General features: G+C 72.5%; 13 protein-coding genes and 1 pseudogene. 6 read left to right on the top strand and 8 right to left on the bottom strand.

Features of this window, described 5'->3' with window-relative positions:
• Positions 1 to 143: 143 nt before the first annotated feature.
• A complete protein-coding gene (locus Q5762_RS31750) occupies positions 144 to 860 on the top strand; it encodes a TetR family transcriptional regulator (RefSeq protein WP_315895729.1) in 717 nt (238 codons plus the stop codon).
• A gap of 44 nt (positions 861 to 904) precedes the next feature.
• Here the strand turns inward: Q5762_RS31750 and Q5762_RS31745 are convergent, their stop codons facing one another.
• The 6 genes from Q5762_RS31745 to Q5762_RS31720 form a co-directional block, all read right to left on the bottom strand.
• Positions 905 to 2,173 (bottom strand): DegT/DnrJ/EryC1/StrS family aminotransferase, encoded by a 1,269-nt coding sequence (locus Q5762_RS31745; protein WP_315895728.1) that lies wholly within the window; start codon positions 2,171 to 2,173, stop codon positions 905 to 907.
• 7 nt (positions 2,174 to 2,180) lie between these two features.
• On the bottom strand, positions 2,181 to 2,945 hold the full coding sequence (locus Q5762_RS31740) for a glycosyltransferase family 2 protein (protein ID WP_315895727.1): 765 nt from the start codon (positions 2,943 to 2,945) through the stop codon (positions 2,181 to 2,183).
• A 235-nt stretch (positions 2,946 to 3,180) separates the two neighbouring features.
• Entirely contained in the window at positions 3,181 to 4,278 is a 1,098-nt protein-coding gene (locus tag Q5762_RS31735; protein ID WP_315895726.1) for a glycosyltransferase family 4 protein, read from the bottom strand.
• Positions 4,279 to 4,525: 247 nt separating this feature from the next.
• The gene (locus Q5762_RS31730) at positions 4,526 to 6,334 is read right to left on the bottom strand and encodes a glycosyltransferase (RefSeq protein ID WP_315895725.1); all 1,809 of its coding nucleotides are present in this window, start codon (positions 6,332 to 6,334) and stop codon (positions 4,526 to 4,528) included.
• The gene (locus Q5762_RS31725) at positions 6,331 to 7,461 is read right to left on the bottom strand and encodes a hypothetical protein (protein ID WP_315895724.1); all 1,131 of its coding nucleotides are present in this window, start codon (positions 7,459 to 7,461) and stop codon (positions 6,331 to 6,333) included. The genes Q5762_RS31730 and Q5762_RS31725 overlap by 4 nt, the downstream gene beginning before the upstream one ends.
• A 501-nt stretch (positions 7,462 to 7,962) precedes the next feature.
• On the bottom strand, positions 7,963 to 8,706 hold the full coding sequence (locus Q5762_RS31720; RefSeq protein ID WP_315895723.1) for a glycosyltransferase family 2 protein: 744 nt from the start codon (positions 8,704 to 8,706) through the stop codon (positions 7,963 to 7,965).
• A 196-nt stretch (positions 8,707 to 8,902) separates the two neighbouring features.
• Here Q5762_RS31720 and Q5762_RS31715 point away from each other — a divergent pair, with 196 nt between their 5' ends.
• The 5 genes from Q5762_RS31715 (at position 8,903) to Q5762_RS31695 (ending at position 16,170) form a co-directional block, all read left to right on the top strand.
• On the top strand, positions 8,903 to 10,729 hold the full coding sequence (locus Q5762_RS31715; RefSeq protein ID WP_315895722.1) for a glycoside hydrolase family 15 protein: 1,827 nt from the start codon (positions 8,903 to 8,905) through the stop codon (positions 10,727 to 10,729).
• Positions 10,730 to 10,843: 114 nt separating this feature from the next.
• Complete coding sequence (locus Q5762_RS31710; RefSeq protein WP_315895721.1) at positions 10,844 to 11,887, top strand: phosphatase PAP2 family protein; 1,044 nt, start codon at positions 10,844 to 10,846, stop codon at positions 11,885 to 11,887.
• Positions 11,888 to 11,932: 45 nt separating this feature from the next.
• A complete protein-coding gene (locus Q5762_RS31705; protein WP_315895720.1) occupies positions 11,933 to 14,155 on the top strand; it encodes an NADP-dependent isocitrate dehydrogenase in 2,223 nt (740 codons plus the stop codon).
• A 96-nt stretch (positions 14,156 to 14,251) separates the two neighbouring features.
• Positions 14,252 to 14,542: a hypothetical protein gene (locus Q5762_RS31700; protein ID WP_315895719.1), complete on the top strand. Its 291-nt coding sequence runs from the start codon at positions 14,252 to 14,254 to the stop codon at positions 14,540 to 14,542.
• Between the two features lie 104 nt (positions 14,543 to 14,646).
• Positions 14,647 to 16,170, top strand: coding sequence for a sigma-70 family RNA polymerase sigma factor (locus tag Q5762_RS31695; protein ID WP_315895718.1), 1,524 nt, complete (start codon positions 14,647 to 14,649; stop codon positions 16,168 to 16,170).
• A 28-nt stretch (positions 16,171 to 16,198) separates the two neighbouring features.
• Here the strand turns inward: Q5762_RS31695 and Q5762_RS31690 are convergent, their stop codons facing one another.
• On the bottom strand, positions 16,199 to 16,954 hold the full coding sequence (locus tag Q5762_RS31690; RefSeq protein ID WP_315895717.1) for a CAP domain-containing protein: 756 nt from the start codon (positions 16,952 to 16,954) through the stop codon (positions 16,199 to 16,201).
• A 368-nt stretch (positions 16,955 to 17,322) separates the two neighbouring features.
• Positions 17,323 to 17,742 (bottom strand): annotated as a pseudogene (locus Q5762_RS31685) (transposase); the annotation flags it as partial.

Genomic DNA, 17,742 nt, shown 5'->3' with positions numbered 1-17,742 from the left:
AGATGACTTCGTCTATTTACGCCGTATACGTCCATACTGTGCCCTCTCTCGGTCGGAGTCAAGACGCCGAGTGCAGGTCTCCCGCGCGGCCCCGCCCCTTTTCGGCCGTGCACCATAGAGTCGGGTGGTGAGGAGGAACGCTCATGGCACAGGACTCGGAAGCCCGCCCTGCCCGTCGGGCGGGCGACCACGGGCACCGCGGCAGGCTCAGCCGGGAGGTCGTGCTGGCAGCGGCCCTGGAACTCGTCGACCGAGAGGGCCTGTCCGCACTGAGCATGCGCCGCCTCGGCGCCGAACTCGGCGTGGAAGCCATGGCCCTGTACCGCTACGCCAACGGCAAGGACGCCCTTCTCGACGGGCTGGTCGAGGCCCTCTACCTGCAGTTGGAACAGAATCTCGACCGCACGCAGGCCGCCCCGGACGCCGACTGGAGGGCCGGACTGCACCGGATGGCGCGGCACACGTACCAGGCATGCCTCGGGCACCCCCATGTGGTGCCCCTGCTCGCCACCCGCATGCTGGCGGTTCCCCTGGCGCAACGGCCGATCGCGGTCCTCAGGAGTCACGAGCGCATGCTCGCCCTGCTCAGGACAGCGGGGCTCGGGCCGGTCCAGACCGCAGCCGCCTTCCGTGCTGTCACGGCCTGGATCCTCGGATACGTGTCAGTAGAGCTGGGGGCGATGGTGGACAACCCCGCGGAAACCGATCCCTCGTTCCGGCTCGGGCTGCACCGCATGCCGGCGCAGGAACTGCCCACCCTGCGCGAGATCACCCCCGCACTCGCCGAGCGGGGCGGCTACGCGGGCCTCAGCGCCGGCTTGGACGCGCTGCTCGACCGGTTCACGAGCGAGGAGGCGTAGAGGAGGCGTGGAGGAGGCGTGGAGGAGACGTAGGGGAGGACCGTTCAGGGGGACGGCCGGAGCGGGGTCCGGCGCCGGCTGCCGACGCGACCGGCGAGCCGGGTGATCTCCGTGCAGACGCGGTCCACGGAAGTCTCCGGAAGCGTCGGGTACATGGGCAAGGACAGCACCTGCCGGGAAACGGAGTCGGCCCCTGGCAGGCCGTCAGGCGGAGGCTGTACGGTCTGCCGGAAGCGCGCCATGTGGTGCAGCGGTGTGAAGTGGACGGCGGTCCCGATGCCGCGCTCGGCCAGAAGGGCGACCATGTCGTCCCTCTCCGTCCCGAACTCCTCCAGGACGCGCAGTACGTAGAGGTGCCAGGCGTGGCAGCCGTTCCGGGGAGGCGCCGGACACTCCAGCCCGCGCAGCCGGTGCAGGGCCGCCGTGTAGCGGGCCGCGATCACCTCGCGCCGCCGCTGCCGGGCACGCAGATGCGGCAGCTGTGCGCGTCCGACCGCCGCCTGGGCATCGGTCATGCAGGCGCTGTGAGCGGCTTCCTCCGCGCGGCGCGCTCCGCCGTGCCCCGGCAGCCGCCGGGACGCGGCGTGCGATCTGTAGGGCCGTGCGTGGCGGATCCACTCGGCGAGCCGCTCGTCCCCCGTCGTCACCATGCCGCCTTGTCCCACCGGCAGGTTCATGGTGGCGTGGAAGCTGAAGCAGGCGGCTTGTGAACCCGCTCCGACAGGGCGGCCGTCCGCATACGCGCCCAGCGCGTGCGCGGCGTCCTCGACCACGCGGTGCAGCGGCAGACCGGCCGCCTCGGCCAGCTCGGCCACCGGCGCGATGGTCCCCGCGTAGTGCAGGGCGACCATCGCGGCCGGCCGCCCGTAACCGCGGACCGCGCGGCCGACGGTTGCGGGTGACGGCATTGCCGTCGCCGGGTCGACGTCGGCGAGTGTCGGACTCAGTCCGGCGCGCAGGACTGCCCACGCCACATCGCACGGCGCCATGGCCGGCAGCAGGACCCGGCTCCGCGGCGGCAGCCGCAGGGCACGCAGCGACCATTCGATCGCGTCGATGCCGTGGCCCATAGCCACGGCATGGGGAGCTTGCACGTACGCGGCGAACTCGCGCTCGAACTCCACGACCCCCGTGCCGTCGTCCGGCCATCCCGCCGCCGGAATGCGACGGACCGCCTGCCCGGCCTCCAGGCTGAATCCAGGGGCCGCGAACGGCACCGGCTCGCCGGTGACCCGCTCGGACGCGATCGGCGCGGCGCCACGCCGGGTGTCAGGTCCCCGGCCGGGCTGACGGCGGAGCGGTTGAGTGATCATGCGAACCTCACAGGGCGGCCGTACCGCGGCCGGTGAGGGCCTCGGAGGCTTGGGCCGGGTCTCCCGCGGGGAGAGCGGCGGACATGCTCCTGCGGCGGAAACGGTGCACGAAGAGCTGGCAGAGGTTCGCCGTGCCGTCGTGGAGGGCGTGCAGCTTCACTTCACCCCCGCGTACGCGGTACGCGATCGGGACTTCCAGGCAACGGCACCCCGCGACCGTCGCCGCGTTCTTGATCTCCTGAGAGAACGCCATACCCGTCGACCGGACGTCCAGGCTCTGCCAGACGTAGCGGCGGAAAACCCACATGCCCGACTGTGAGTCGTGCAGTCCGTTGCGGAACAGCATGCGGCTCACCAGGCTCAGCGCATGATTGCCCATGGAGTGCGTCGACTGCATCGCATCGCGGTTGCCGGGGCCGAGCCGATCCGTCGTCAAGAACTCCACGTCCAAGGCCTCCAGGACCTTGAGCAGCCCTGGCAGTGCGTCGAACGGGTACGTGCGGTCGGCATCACCGGTGGCGATCACGTCCCCCCGCGCCGCCGCGAACCCCGCGTGGTAGGCGTTGCCGTAACCCCGCTCCGGCTGGGAGACCACACGCGCCCCCAGTGAACGGGCAACGTCCCCCGTTCCGTCGGTGGACGCGTTGTCCACGACAACCACTTCCGTCTCCCAACCCGCTTCCGCCAGCTCCGACAGGGGAACAGCGGCGATCACCGAGGGCAGATTGGGCGCCTCGTTGTAGGCGGGCATGACAACCGACAGACTGCTCATCGCAGGTCACTCCGTGTGGAACACCCTTACGGGTTCTGAGGATTTCAGAGCACGCGCGTCCCCGAGCCTGCACGGCACCCTGCGGACTCCGGCCTCGCGAAGTACAGCCGGAAATATCCGCTGTAGACCAACATCGCCCATTTACGACGTATACGTACACTTTGCGCTGTCTGGTGCCCGGCGTCAAGTGACGGGGAAGGCTCGCCGGCCAGGTGCTTGTCGATCACGAGCCCCCTCAGGTCAGCAACTCCCGGTACAGAGCGCCGTACTGGGCCGCGAACCGCTCGGGTCCGAAGGATTCCTCGACGGTCGCCCGGCCGCGTTCCGCGAGCATGTCCCAGACCCGCGGCTGTTCGAGCAGCCAGGCCAGTTGCTGCCCGGTCCTGCGGGCGTCACCGGCGGGAGCACGCAGAACCGCGTCCCCGAAGTCGGCGAACTGCGGTAGGTCGCTGAGGATGGCCGGCCGCCCGGTGGCCAGCGCCCGCAGGACCATGAGGGGGATGTCCGCCGTGCCGCCGACCACCGGCGGCGGGAAGAGCAGGACGTGCACCGAGGCCAGCAGGGCACGCAGGTCGTCGACGTAGCCCCGCACCTCCACGTCGGTCAGGCCCCCGGCCCCGGCCAGCTCCCTCAGCTCCTCCCGCAGCGCGGTCGTGTTCTGCCCCGGCCGCCCGCGCAGGGCCAGGACCAGCCGGAACAGCGCCCCCGACCGCGCCGCCTCCGCCGCCGCCTCGACGGCGATCGCGGCGCCGCCCTGCGGATCGAGACGGCCGGCGAAGAGGACGGTCGGCACACCCCCGGGGGGCGGCAGGAAGGGCCACTCGCTCAGCCGGATCATGGGCGGGATCACCCGGACGTCGCCGAAGTTCGCGGCGCGCAGCCGCCGGGCCATCGACTCCGACAGCGCGACCGTCGTCCCCAGCGGCCGGGTCCTCGCGAGCAGCCGCGCATCCGTCACACCCGGCACGGTGTGGACGACCGGTCGCGCCCCCAGCATCAGGGGGCGCAGCCAGGAGAAGGCCGGGAAGGCGCGTCCGATCGTCACGAACGCGTGGACCAGATCGGCGCGGCGTGCCGCGACGGCCCCGGCGAGCGCGGCCTGCAGGCGGACCTGAGCGTGCGGCGAGCCGTCCGGGGACCAGAGGCGGATCGCCCGGCCGACGGGCGGCGGCGGCGGGCCGCGCCGCGCCGGCCACTGGCAGAACCAGAGGAAGTCCATGTCGGGCAGGGCTCCGAGTACGTCCCTGGCCAGCGCCACGTCCGAGCCGTCCGCGCCGTCCAGCGGGCTGCTGGTCAGGAGCAGGACACGCGGCGGCCGCGGGCTGACGGTCATGATCCACGTCCGGGGTCGGCCGCCGGCCTTCGTGCCCACGGGCGGTCGCGGCCCTGTTCGGGCCGGCCGAGAACGGGATCCGGGAACGGGACAGGGGGCGCGAGCGTGCGGGGTGAGCCCACGGACCGCCTCCCGCAGGCGGCGGCGCCGCGGCTGGAACGCCTCGGTGCATCAGGAAGACCTCGGGCGCGAGCCGGATGGTCCCGCGCCGGAAGCACGTCCGCCTGGCACGACGCGATCGCGGCGGTCAGGGGGCCGTCGGCCATGGCTCACCCCTCCTGTCCTTCCTCGGCCGTCGCCCGCGGACGGAACCGTCCACCAGACGGCGCGTCAGGGCGAGGTACCGGCCCGTCATCTCGTCCCACGTGTAGTGCTGCGCCGCCTGCCCGGCCTGCCGCCCGAGGGCGCGCCGCGCCGGCTCGTCGGAGGCCAGCATCCGCATCCGGTCGCCCAGCGCGGCGACGTCGAACGGCGGCACGGCGACATCGCCTCCGTCGCGCATCCACCGCAGCGCCGGCAGATCGAAGTGGAGGATCGGCTTCCCGTACGACATGGCTTCGAGCGCCACCAGGCCGAAGGTCTCGTGGCGCGACGGCATGACCAGGAAGGCGCTGTGCCGCAGGAGGTCCCGCTTGAGTCCCTCCCCGGCGAACCCCACCCAGCGGACGCTGCCCGGGTGCGCGGCGAGCAGCGCCGCCAGCTTGCGTTCCTCCGCCTGCGTACCGCTGCCGGCCAGCAGCAGGGGGAGCGGAGGACGGCTCCGCCGGTACGCCTCCAGGAGCAGGTCGAGCCCGTTGACCCAGATGTCGATCCGCCCCAGGAAGAGGATGTAGTCGCCCGCGTCGATCCGGGCATCGTCGATCTGCCGCTGCTCGATGCCGTTGGCGATGACCTGGACGTCCACCCGGGAGCTGAGCCGCCGGACCGCGGAGGCGTCGGCCTCGTTCATCACCACGATGTGCCGGTAGCAGCGCAGCCCGAGCCGCTCGACCAGGAAGAACGGGATGTGGTAGCGGCGCCACAGTGCCTCGGCGCTGTGGCCCGGGTCGATCCCGACGACCGGTGCGCGGGAGAACAGCGGCAGGAAGCTCGTGGAGAACGGTGGGGTGAAGTTCTCCAGCCACGCGTCGTGGGGAAGCCTGCGGGCCAGGAAGGGGAGCAGCGTCAGGAAGAGCAGCTGCCCGGCGCGCGGACCGGCCCAGCGGACCGGGAGATAGACGTAACGGATGCCGTCACGGCGGAGAGAAGCACCGCGTCTGCCGTCCGTCACCACCGTCACGTCGAAGTCGTCCGACAGCCGCCGGGCGACCTTCTCGGCTACCAGGGCGCCACCGCCCCGGTAGCCGGCGTTGCCCGCGCCGTCGTAGATCGAGACGACGATCCGCATCCGCCGCGCCGGGCGCGCGCCCTCCCCGCCGTCCGGGAAACGCCGCGTCCGTACGGTGTCGAGCACCTGCTCCAGCGCCTCGGCCGCGACCCGCGACGGGGCACGCTCGCCGTCGAGCCGTACAACCCGGGGCAGGCTCGAGGCCCAGGCGCGGTAGCGCGCGGCCGGCGATCCGGCCGCCCGCTCCCCGCCGCGCCCCCGCGCTGTGGCGGGAGCGGTCTGCACGAGCAGCGTCAGGTCGTAGCGGCGGACGAGCCGGGCGAGGCGGTCGGAGACCCGATGCCCGGGCGGAAAGCCGAAGGCGACCAGCCCGTCCAGCGGCCCGCCGTCCGTCAGGACGACAGCCGGACGGCCTCGGGTGCGTGCCGACAGCGCGCGCCGCGTGGCACGCGTCCGCACGGCCATGTCACCGGCGTCGAGCAGGGCGTGGGCACGGCGCGCCCACGATCCCCGGCGCGTGGGATCGTCAGGGCGCCGTACCGTCTCCTCCTCATCCCTCACCCGTGGAGGAGAGCCGAACCCACGGCACAGGAAGCAGCCGTGGCAGTGGAGTGTGGTCACCGCGAAGCCGCGCTGCCGCAGCAGCCCGGCCATGCGCCGGACCAGCGAGGACCTGCCCGCGCCGTCGGGGCCGGACACCGCGATCAGGAGAGGCCGCGCCGCGTTCATGAGGTGCGCCTCCGCAGGTGCTCGGTGACGACGAGCGGCACCCGCAGAGCGACCTCGCGGGCCGCCGTGGAGGCCCGCCCGTGGGTCAGCAGGTGCCCGGCGTGCTCCACGCCGGTGCGCAGCGACGTCGTGACGGGCAGCGGTAGGGGGAGCCGTACGTACTCGCCCCGGTCGAGCGCGGCCATCGCCTCGGTCGCGAGGTCCAGGACCCGGTCTCCACCGGCGGACCAGCCCTCCCGGGCGGTCTGGGTGCGCGCCTCGGCCACGACCTCGGGCGCCAGCAGATCGCGCAGCGCGAGGAGTTCGGACAGGTCGAGCGACTGGTTCCGGAACAGTCCGTGGGCCAGCCAGATTCTCAGCCGGTCGGCGGGGCAGGGGACGAGCCAGGCGCGGCCGTCGTGGTCGGGGACGGCGTGGGCGAAGAGGCGGGCCGTCGCCATGACCGGAACGCCGCACCGGGCCACCGAGGTGTGCAGCTGGGCCGGGGGGCCGTCGGGCGGCTCCAGGAGCACCGAGGTGGACCGCTCCAGCCAGTGCGTCGACCGCTTCACGTACCAGCCATGGAGCGCCTCCTGGGCGGCCTTCCAGCGGTCCGTGGGGACGACCAGGTCGAAGTTTCTGTGTACGAGGTCCCCGGACAGGTCGGCCTTGATGAGCACCGTGGGGATGTCCGCCGCGCCCAGTCGGTCCGTCGACTCGACGAGGTTGCGCCGGAAGAGGCGGGTGGCGTCGCTCACCGCGTCGAGCGTCGTGGCCAGTTGGCGGGAGTAGGCCCGCGCGAGTCGGCCCTCGACCTGGTTGCCGCGGGCGACGTCCAGCGCGGCCGCCAGGTCCTCGTCCGACGCGGGCGGCGGGTCGCCCCGCCAGACGGCGTCGACGAGCAGGCGGAGGGCCCGTTCGGGGTCCTGGTCGGTGTCGTACGGCTCCGTGCCGTGCGGCCCGGCCCCGTGCGGGACGACATTCTCCGGGCCGGTCCCGTCCCGCCCGTTCTCGTCGGGGTCGGGGGCGCCCCGGCGGGGGAAGAACCGCCACAGCGCCGCGGTGGCGATCCAGCGCGCCCCGTGCACCGGCCTGACCTCGTCGTGGAGGACGGGCGCGCGCATGGCGACGGGGCCGGCGGTCGTCATGGCCGCATCCCCTGCGGAGAGTCGTGGTCGGCTGCCGCGCTCACCGGCGGAGGGCCCGTGGGACAGGGATGTCCTGCGGGTTCGACAGGTCCCGTGCGTTCGGGGTGTCCGGCGGGTTCCGAGGGGGAGCCGTGTGAGCCGCTGCCGCGTCGGTTGTGCGCGGCGCGGGCGCGGACGGTACGGGAACGCCGGCGCCGGGCGGTCGCCCGCGGGCGGCGTACGGCGGAACGGCAGGTGCGGGCCGTGGGCAGGAGCCGGTCGGTCGCCCGCCGTCCGGGATGGGACGTGGGGCGGTGGGCCGGGACGCTCGGGCTACGGCGCCGGGACTCGGCGGAGGGCCAGTCGGTCACCCGTCTCAGCGGATGCGGAGCGGGTGCCGCCGGTGTCCTGCCGATCGGATGTGACCTCACGGGGAGCTTCTTCCGGCAACCGACCCTGCCAAGGGTCTGTCATGCGTGAAAAATGCCTGACTTCAACCGTTAGCATCGTATATCTGATCCGTCAAGCGTGGTCGACCCGTTCCGCTCGACCCGCGAGACGCGGCGACGGCGCCAAGCGGTGCAGCGCGTTGTGCGGGCGCTCGTCGAGCAGCCCGCCCAGGATGCGCGCACCGTCACGGACCGTGCGGGCGTGCGACAGGCCGTGGCGTCGCGGCAGTTCGAGACTCGGCACCTCGGCGATGCGCAGCCCGTAGTGCAGGGCGTGGGTGACCAGCTCGGCGCCCAGCTCCACCCCGTCCTCCCGCAGGTCGAGGAGGTCGACGAAGCCGCGGCGGAAGGCGCAGAAGCCGTACCAGAGGTCGGTCAGATGCTGACCGTAGAGCTGCCGCGCGATCCGCAGCAGCGCGTTGTGGCCGAGCCTCCGCAGGAGCGGGTAGTCGGCGAAGTCGCCGCCGGCGATGAAGCGCGAGCCCTTGACGAAGTCGTACCCGCTGTCCAGATAGTGCAGGTAGTGCGGGATCTCCTTCGGCGACATGCTGCCGTCGGCCCCCATCAGCACGATGTGCTCGCCGGTGGCGGCGAGCAGCCCCGCGTGCGGGATGTCGCCCGCCGCGCAGTTCCACGGCCCGAGCCTGCGCACGGTCACGGAGGCGAGGGCACCGCTCGTGTCGGTGACCGGGTCGCTGCCGGCGTCCGGCGCCGATGCGCCGCCCGCGTGCCCGACCAGGACCACCTCACGAACGTCGGCCGGTACCTGTTCGAGCAGCCGGCCGGTGTCGCGGTCTCCGGGACGCACCGGAATCACCAGACTCACCGTGCGGGTGTCCGCGTCGGGTGAACGGTCGGTCGACCGGCGCATCGGATGTGGCCCGTTACCCATTGGTACGGCTTTCTCCAGAATCGCGGGAGCGACTCTCAGCATCCTGCGCGGAATGCCGCGACGTCAAGGGCCTCACCGTTCCGTCCGTGCACCAAATTCCTCAGAGGAATACAATCCGTTCATGGCAGGGCGAATTGAGGACTACGCCCTCATCGGTGATCTGGAGACGGCTGCACTCATCGGGACGGATGGTGCTGTCGACTGGTGGTGCGCACCCCGATTCGACTCGCCCGCCTGTTTCGCGGCCATCCTCGGGGACGAGTCCCACGGAAAATGGAGTCTCGCGCCGGTCGGAAATCGCCCGTGCAATCGCCGGAGTTACCGAGGTGATTCGCTCGTCCTGGAGTCGGTCTGGGAATCCGTCTCCGGCGCCGTGCGCATCATCGACTTCATGCCCCCGCGCGAACGGGCGCCGCAGATCATCCGGTTGGTCGAGGGCGTCTCCGGACGCGTCGACCTGCACGGCGAGTTGCGGATGCGTTTCAACAACGGCAGCGTGGTTCCCTGGTCGCGATCGCTCGACCGGCGTACGGTCGCGACCGTGGCCGGTCCGGACGCCGCCTATCTGCGGTGCGGACCGGGCACCGAGATCAGCGTCACCGACGAATGCACCTCGCTCGACGTGTCGGTGACGGCCGGTCAGCGTGTCTCCTTCGTCCTCGGCTGGAGCCCTTCCCATTCCGCGCCGCCTCCGGCGCCCGACGTGGCAGGGGAATTGGCCCGCACGCTCGCCTTCTGGGATGAATGGACCTCACAATTCCAGTACGAAGGCCCCTTTCGCGAGGCCGTGATCCGATCGCTCGTCACCCTCAAAGCACTCACCTACGAACCGACCGGCGGCGTCATCGCCGCGGCCACCGCCTCGCTCCCCGAACGCATCGGGGGAGAGCGGAATTGGGACTATCGATTCTGCTGGCTGCGCGACTCCACCTTCACCCTGTCCTGCCTCCTGCGCAGCGGATACCGACGCGAGGCGCTCGCCTGGAAGGACTGGCTCGTCCGCGCCGTCGCGGGCGACCCCGCCGACCTCCAGCCGCTCTACGGCGTGGCCGGTCAGCGCAACCTCCCCGAGGTACGCGCCGACTGGCTGCCCGGCTACGAGGGTTCCAGGCCGGTCCGGTTCGGCAACGCGGCCGTCGACCAGTTCCAACTGGACATCTACGGCGAGGTGTTGAACACCATCTACTCGGCCGTCCGAGCCGGAGTCGCCATCGACCCGCACCTCTGGAGCCTGATGGCCTCACTCCTGGAGTACGTGGAGAAGCGCCGGAAGGAGCCGGACGAGGGTATCTGGGAAGTGCGCGGCCCGCGCCGCCACTTCGTCCACTCCAAGATCATGGCGTGGGTCGCCGCCGACCGCGCCGTGCGCCTGGCCCGCGTCGCCGGCCTGCGTACCTCCGTCCAGCGCTGGCAGGCCATGCGTCGCGAACTGCGCGACGAGGTGTGCGCGCGGGGCTGGAGCGACGAACAGCAGTCGTTCGTGCAGTACTACGGAGCCCGGCGCATCGACGCGACGGCGCTGCTGATCCCCCGGCTCGGCTTCCTCCCCCCGTCCGACCCGCGTGTCCTGAGCACGGTCGAGGCGATGGGCCGGCTCGACGACCGCGGATTCCTACGCCGGTACGCGGACGTCGGAAACGGCGAGGTGCACGAGGTGGACGGCCTGGACGGCGCCGAAGGGGCCTTCCTGGCCTGTACGTTCTGGTATGCGGACGCCCTGGCGATGACGGGGCGTCCGACCGACGCCCGTACCGCCTTCGAGCGGGTCCTCGACGTCCGCAACGACGTCGGACTGCTCGCCGAGGAGTGGGACCCGCACGCGGGCCGTCAGCTGGGCAACACGCCCCAGGCGCTCAGCCACGTCGCCCTGGTGAACACCGCCTTCACCCTCTTCGGCACCCGCCGCCACGCCCGCTCACCCGCCGGCCGCGCGGCCGCGCACCCCTGACCTTCACAGGTCGCCGGTTGATCACCGGCGCCGCCCGCCCCGGAACGACCGCTCGGCGATTCGTTCGGGTGCGTCCAGCGGGCGCAACGGACCGCGCCGGGTTCGAATCGGAGCATGGCTCCCTACGACAGGCTCCGCACCGACGGTCGCGCGCAGCCGCTGGAGACCGGCACCTGGTGGTACGCCGCCGTCGCCGGGGAAGCGGCCGACTCCTTCAGCGCCCGCGTCCGCAAACGGACCCGGCGCGCCTGCCTCGGCTCGGTCCTGCTCATGGCGGTCGTCTACGCCGGGCTCGTCCTGACCGCGACCGGGCAGCGCTGGGAGAACGCCGTCCTCACCGGCAGGCTGACCGACGAGACGCTGGCCGCCGCCCACGAGGCGAACCGGACCCTCCAGCACATCACCGTCTACTCCCTCGCCGTCGCCCTGCTCGTCCTGACCGCCATCGGGATGATCCGCCGCCGGTACGCGCTCACGGTGGCCGCGCTCGGCACCGTCGCCGTCTCGCTGTTCCTGGCCGAGGTGCTCAAGCGCTACCTCCTGGTCCGCCCCGACCTGGTCGAGGCGCCCCCGCACCTGACGCAGAACAGCTTCCCGAGCGGACACACCACGATCGCGATGAGCGTGATGTTCGGGCTCGTGCTCGTCGTCCCGTACCGGGCCCGCGGCCTCGCCGTCGGCCTCTGCGCCCTGTGGGCCACGGCCGTGGGCGCCTACACCGTCGCCGCCGGCTGGCACCGGCCCAGCGACGCGATCGGCGCCGACCTCCTCGTCCTCGCCGTGGCGTGCGGATTCCTCGCACTGCTCGCCCGCCGGGGCAAGGTCGCCCCCGCCCGCCCGCGCCGCTTCCCGCTGCGCACCCTCTTCGTCCTGGTGCCCCTGTCGCTCGTCGCCCTCGGCGGCCTCGGCCTGGGGAGCCTCCTCCTGGTCGACTCGATGTTCGTCCTCGACCCCACCGACCCGTCCGCCCCACGCGTCGCCTACCAGGCAGGACACGCCCTCGCCGCCGGGGCGGGCGCGGCCGCCGCGCTCCTGCTGCTCGCCCTGCTCCGCCGCGTCGACCTGGGCGCCTGCCCCACCCCGTACCGGCTCACCGGCACCCTCGTCACCGAGCAGGCAGGGCCCTTTCCCACCGAGGGCGATCACGAGATATCTTGATGTCGAGCAATCTCGCAGACGCAGACGTGGAGCGGAGCACACCCGGTGACTGACTCGACCATCATCTACACCCACACTGACGAGGCGCCCGCCCTGGCGACGTACTCGTTCCTGCCCGTGATCCAGGCCTACGCCTCGACGGCCGGGGTCAATGTCGAGACCCGTGACATCTCCCTGGCGGGCCGCATCATCGCCGGCTTCCCCGAGCGTCTCGAAGAGGGCCAGCGCATCGAGGACGCCCTCGCCGAGCTCGGCGCGCTCGCCAAGACGCCCGAGGCCAACATCATCAAGCTGCCGAACATCTCGGCGTCCATCCCGCAGCTGAAGGCCGCGATCGCCGAGCTCCAGGCGCAGGGCTACGCCCTCCCGGACTACCCGGACGACCCGCAGACCGACGAGGACAAGGACGTCCGCGCCCGTTACGACAAGGTCAAGGGCAGCGCCGTCAACCCGGTCCTGCGCGAGGGCAACTCCGACCGTCGCGCCCCCGCCTCGGTCAAGAACTACGCCAAGACGCACCCGCACCGCATGGGCGCCTGGTCGGCCGACTCCAAGACCAACGTCGCCACCATGGGCGAGAACGACTTCCGCTCCACCGAGAAGTCCACGGTCGTCGCCGAGGACGGCACGCTCCGCATCGAGCACGTCGCCGCCGACGGCACCACCACCGTGCTGCGCGAGTCCGTCCCCGTCCTCGCCGGCGAGGTCGTCGACGCCTCGGTCATGCACGTCGCCGCCCTGCGTACCTTCCTCGGCGAGCAGATCGCGCGCGCCAAGGCCGAGAACGTGCTCTTCTCCGTGCACCTCAAGGCCACGATGATGAAGGTCTCCGACCCGATCATCTTCGGCCACGTGGTGCGCGCCTTCTTCCCGGCCACCTTCGCGAAGTACGGCGAGGTCCTGGTCGCCGCCGGTCTGTCCCCCAACGACGGCCTCGGCACCATCCTCAAGGGCCTGGAGAAGGTCCCCCACCTCGGCGAGGAGATCATCGCCTCCTTCCAGGCCGAGATCGCCGAGGGCCCGGCCCTCGCCATGGTCGACTCCGACAAGGGCATCACCAACCTGCACGTGCCGTCCGACGTCATCGTCGACGCCTCGATGCCGGCCATGATCCGCACCTCCGGCCACATGTGGGGCCCGGACGGCCAGGAAGCCGACACCCTCGCCGTCCTCCCGGACAGCAGCTACTCCGGTGTCTACCAGGCCGTCCTCGACGACTGCCGCGCGAACGGCGCCTTCGACCCGTCGACCATGGGCTCCGTCCCGAACGTCGGCCTCATGGCGCAGAAGGCCGAGGAGTACGGCTCCCACGACAAGACCTTCGAGATCGCCACGGCCGGCACCGTCCGCCTCGTGGACACCGCGGGCAACGTGGTCCTGGAGCAGGAGGTCGCCGAGGGCGACATCTTCCGCGCCTGCCAGACCAAGGACCTGCCGATCCAGGACTGGGTCAAGCTCGCCGTCACCCGCGCCCGCGCCACCGGCTCCCCGGCCGTCTTCTGGCTGGACGAGACCCGCGCCCACGACGCCCAGCTCATCGCCAAGGTCAACGCGTACCTGGCCGAGCACGACACCGAGGGCCTGGACATCAAGATCCTCGCTCCGGTCGAGGCGACGACGTTCTCCCTGGAGCGCATCCGCCGCGGCGAGGACACCATCTCCGTCACCGGCAACGTCCTGCGTGACTACCTGACCGACCTCTTCCCGATCCTGGAGCTGGGCACCAGCGCCAAGATGCTGTCGGTCGTCCCGCTGATGGCGGGCGGCGGCCTCTTCGAGACCGGCGCCGGCGGCTCCGCCCCGAAGCACGTCCAGCAGCTCGTCAAGGAGAACTACCTCCGCTGGGACTCCCTCGGCGAGTTCTTCGCCCTGGCCGCCAGCTTCGAGCACCTGGCCACCACCACGGGCAACGCCCGCGCCCAGGTCCTGGCCGACACCCTCGACCGCGCCACCGGCACCTTCCTCAACGAGGACAAGTCGCCGACCCGTCGCGTCGGTGGTATCGACAACCGCGGCAGCCACTTCTACCTGGCCCTGTACTGGGCCCAGGAGCTGGCCAAGCAGACCGACGACGCGCAGCTCGCGGAGGCCTTCGCCGGCCTCGCCAAGACCCTGACCGAGCGCGAGGAGACCATCGTCTCCGAGCTCAACGCGGTCCAGGGCTCCCCGGTCGACATCGGCGGCTACTACCAGCCCGACCCGGCCAAGGCCGCGGCCGTGATGCGCCCGTCCGCCACCTTCAACGAGGCCATCGCGTCCCTCGCCTGACACCGGCGCGACAGCTGTTCCGCCCCGGCCGGAATTCCTCCGGCCGGGGCGGTCCCGTCGGTGGCGGATGTGGCATCCGGGTGTGAACCTGGATGGATGAGCTGGGCATCATGGACGACCCCCGGCGTCTACACCGGGCGAGGTGGGGTACTCACCGACGAGGTCGGTACGGTCACGGGCGACATGACCGTTCACACCACCTGGGCAGATGGCGAAGCACGCGTAGCCGTGCAGTACACCGGCGCATCCGACTGGTTCACCATGGCGGGCAGTCCGGTCCCGTGCTCCTCCGAGGCGGAGAGCCGCGAACTCCACGAGGCCGCGGTCGAAGCGGTACGGGCAGGGCAGGCGGCGACCGTGCCGTACCTGCCCCACCCACCCGCCTAGAAGCGTCGGCGCAGAAGTGCCGGCCGCAAAGTGTTATCCCGCCCGCTCCCACGGGTCTCCTCAAGGCGGGGACGGTCAGAGGCCAGGACGAGGGAGCAAGGCACATGCACAGCGACGAGCGCGGCACGGCCGCACTGGTGGCCGCGGCCGCGGCGGGAGACACGCACGCCGGTGAGCGGCTCGTCCGCGCGTACCTTCCGCTGGTCTACAACATCGTCGGCCGCGCGCTCGACGGGCACGCGGACGTGGACGACGTCGTCCAGGAGACGATGGTCCGCGCCCTCGACGGCCTGCCCGGACTGCGCGACCCCGCCCGCTTCCGGTCCTGGCTCGTGGCCATCGCGATGAACCAGATCCGACGCCGCTGGCACGAACGGCAGCACGGCCCCGTCCCCGGCCTCGACCGGGCGACCGAGCTGGCCGACCCCAACGGTGACTTCGTCGACCTGACCATCCTCCGGCTCGGCCTCTCCGGTCAGCGGCGCGAGGTCGCCGAGGCCACCCGCTGGCTCGACGACGGCGACCGCGACGTGCTCGCCCTGTGGTGGCTGGAGACCGGCGGCGAACTCGGCCGCGCCGAGCTGGCGGAAGCCCTGGAGATCACCCCGGCCCACGCCGCCGTCCGCGTCCAGCGGATGAAGGAGCGCCTGGAGACGGGCCGGACGGTCGTACGAGCGCTGGCCACGCGGCCGCTCTGTGCGGAGCTGGCCGGGCTGACCGCCGACTGGGACGGCCGCCCCTCCCCGCTCTGGCGCAAGCGCCTCGCCCGCCACACGGCGCACTGCGCCCGCTGCGTCCCCGCCCGCGCCGACCACGCCCCGGCCGAAGCCCTCCTGGTGGGCCTCGGCCTCGTGCCCCCGCTGCTGCTCCGGGCCGCGGCGAGCCCGGAGAGCCAGACGGCGGCCTGGGCGGCGGACACCGTCGCGGCCGACGGGAGCCCCGGCAGCCTGGGGACCCAGTCAGCCGATGTGGGCGGGCTCGGGACGGGTGGTGCTGGGGCCTCGCTGCGGCGGGCCTGGGCAGCGGGGGCGGTGGCCGTCGGCGTACTCGGCGCGGTCATCCTCCTCGTACCGTCCGAGCCGGAGGCGCGCGAGCCCGCGCCCGCCGCGCCCGTGGCGGCGCCCCCGGCGCCGACGACCGCACCCCGGCCCAGCCGTACCACCCCGACCCCCACCCCCACGCCCACCCCCACGCCCACCGCCACTCCGACCCCGACGCCCACGCCGGCGCGTACGGCCGCCGTCTCCGCTGAGGAGCGGCTGACCCGGCTGGTCAACCAGCGGCGGGCGGAGGCGGGTTGCCCGCCCCTGCGGACCGACCCCCGGCTCGCCGGGGCGGCCCGCGCCTACGCCCGGGACATGGTGCGGCGCGGCTACTACGCGCACAGCAGTCCCGAGGGCCGGTTCGCCGACAAGCGGATCTCGGCGGCCGGATACGCCTGGTCCGCTTGGGCCGAGAACCTCGCGCGCGGCAGCGCCGACCCGGCCGCGACCTTCGACGGCTGGATGGACGGCGCGATGCACGAGCGGAACATGCTGGACTGCGGATACCGCGACACCGGCGTCGCCGCCGTGCCCGGGCCCGACGGCACGGTCTGGGTGCAGAAGCTGGCGGCCCCCGCGTCCTGAACTCGCACCGGCGGCCGGGCGGGCCGGATCAGCGCCGGGTGCCGAAGTTCTGCACCCACCACGGTCCGTTGGCCGTCAACGTCACCCCGACGCCGATGTCCTTGAACGAACAGTTGAGGATGTTGCGCCGGTGGCCGCCGCTGTCCATCCAGTCCTCCATCGCCCGCGCGGGGGTCTTCGGGCCGCGGTGGATGTTCTCCGCCCAGCTCGACCACGGGTAGCCGGCCGCCGTGATCCGGTCGCCCGCGTCCTTGCCCTCAGGCGTGTTGTGGTCGTAGTAGTCGCGGTCCGCCATGTCGTCCGCGTGCGCCTGCGCCGACTCGCCCAGTCGGCCCTCGGCGCGCAGCGGCGCACAACCGGCCTTCTCCCGCTCGGTGTTGGCGAGAGCGACGACCTGGTCGATGTACCGCCCGACCTTCCCGCCGCCGGACGACTTGGGCGCCAGGGCGGCGGGCTTCTCCGGGGCGGGCGCCTGCGCGGGTGAGGCGGCCTTCGTCGGGGGTGCGGCGGGCGGCGGCACGGACCTCTCGACGAGGGGCGCCACGTTCGTCAGGCTGGCCGCGTCCGAACGGGTGCCCGCCCCGGACGGGCTCCCCGGCGCCAGGGACGCCACGTACGCCCCGGTGGCCACCGTGAGGACGACCGTCACCGTACCCGCGAGGGTGACCGCGGTACGGAAGGACAGCGCCCGGCGGGCAGGACGGCCCGCACCCCCGCCTCTGCGGTGGCGCCCACCGCCGGTGGTCCGCTGTTCGTCGGGCTGGGGCGCGTCATGGTGCTGCATGGGCTCCGCTCTCTTCTCCGGGGTCGCCGGACGGTCCGGCGCGGGGGAGAGCCGCCGGGGCGGCGGTCATAACACTTTCCGGCCCCGATCCCGCCGACACACCTCGTCAACGCGGTCCGTCAACACGCCGCGCCGCTGGGGTCACCACATCACCCGTGCGGCACGACCGCCACCGGGCACGGCGCCAGATGGAGGGCGGCGTGCGCCACGCGTGTGCGGGCGCTACCGGCCCGGCCGGTAGCGCCCGCGTGTGAGCACCCGATGGCGGCGACGCCTCAGTGGGGAGGCGCGGCTTTCGCCGCGCGCTCCCGATTCCGCGCCGGCACGTCTAGAAGCAACGCCGTTCAGTTAAGGGCGGGGCCGGGGCGTCAAGGGCTGCTCGTGAGCATGGTGATGTTGATGGTGGCTTTGTAGGTGGTCCGGTCGATGGCGGGTCCGCGTGCGTTGTATTTGGAGATCGCTCGTTTGACGATGCGGTCTTTGGTGCGGATCCGCCGGGCGGGCAGGAGGTGGGCCAGCACGTTGCGGCCGATGGCTCCGACGAGGTCGGTCACGCTATCGGCGGTGATACCGGCGGCCAGGACCAGCTGGTCGCGTGCGGCGGCGAGGGCGGTGGTGAATCCGGCCCGGTCCGGGTCGGTGCCCGGGACGCTGTCGGTGGCATCCGTCATCGCGGTCCGCAGCGCCTGGTAGGCGGTCAGCAGCTCCGCGTAGGCGGTCTCGATCTCCCAGCGCTCGTGGTAGAGCCGGACGAGTTCACCGGCCGGGTGCGTCGAGGGGTCGGTGAG

The sequence above is a fragment of the Streptomyces sp. P9(2023) genome (assembly GCF_032436795.1).
In the GTDB taxonomy this organism is placed as follows: Bacteria; Actinomycetota; Actinomycetes; order Streptomycetales; family Streptomycetaceae; genus Streptomyces.
The sequence above is the reverse complement of the archived record's forward strand: the minus strand, read 5'-3'. Positions and strand labels throughout refer to the sequence as shown.

What these genes read in the sequence shown, in the direction of transcription:
- Q5762_RS31695 (WP_315895718.1), top strand. Translation starts at nt 14,647, where the DNA reads ATGCACAGCGACGAGCGCGGCACGGCCGCACTGGTGGCCGCGGCCGCG.
- Q5762_RS31735 (WP_315895726.1), bottom strand. Translation starts at nt 4,278, where the DNA reads ATGACCGTCAGCCCGCGGCCGCCGCGTGTCCTGCTCCTGACCAGCAGC.
- Q5762_RS31700 (WP_315895719.1), top strand. Translation starts at nt 14,252, where the DNA reads ATGAGCTGGGCATCATGGACGACCCCCGGCGTCTACACCGGGCGAGGT.
- Q5762_RS31725 (WP_315895724.1), bottom strand. Translation starts at nt 7,461, where the DNA reads ATGACGACCGCCGGCCCCGTCGCCATGCGCGCGCCCGTCCTCCACGAC.
- Q5762_RS31690 (WP_315895717.1), bottom strand. Translation starts at nt 16,954, where the DNA reads ATGCAGCACCATGACGCGCCCCAGCCCGACGAACAGCGGACCACCGGC.
- Q5762_RS31740 (WP_315895727.1), bottom strand. Translation starts at nt 2,945, where the DNA reads ATGAGCAGTCTGTCGGTTGTCATGCCCGCCTACAACGAGGCGCCCAAT.
- Q5762_RS31710 (WP_315895721.1), top strand. Translation starts at nt 10,844, where the DNA reads ATGGCTCCCTACGACAGGCTCCGCACCGACGGTCGCGCGCAGCCGCTG.
- Q5762_RS31750 (WP_315895729.1), top strand. Translation starts at nt 144, where the DNA reads ATGGCACAGGACTCGGAAGCCCGCCCTGCCCGTCGGGCGGGCGACCAC.
- Q5762_RS31745 (WP_315895728.1), bottom strand. Translation starts at nt 2,173, where the DNA reads ATGATCACTCAACCGCTCCGCCGTCAGCCCGGCCGGGGACCTGACACC.
- Q5762_RS31715 (WP_315895722.1), top strand. Translation starts at nt 8,903, where the DNA reads ATGGCAGGGCGAATTGAGGACTACGCCCTCATCGGTGATCTGGAGACG.
- Q5762_RS31730 (WP_315895725.1), bottom strand. Translation starts at nt 6,334, where the DNA reads ATGAACGCGGCGCGGCCTCTCCTGATCGCGGTGTCCGGCCCCGACGGC.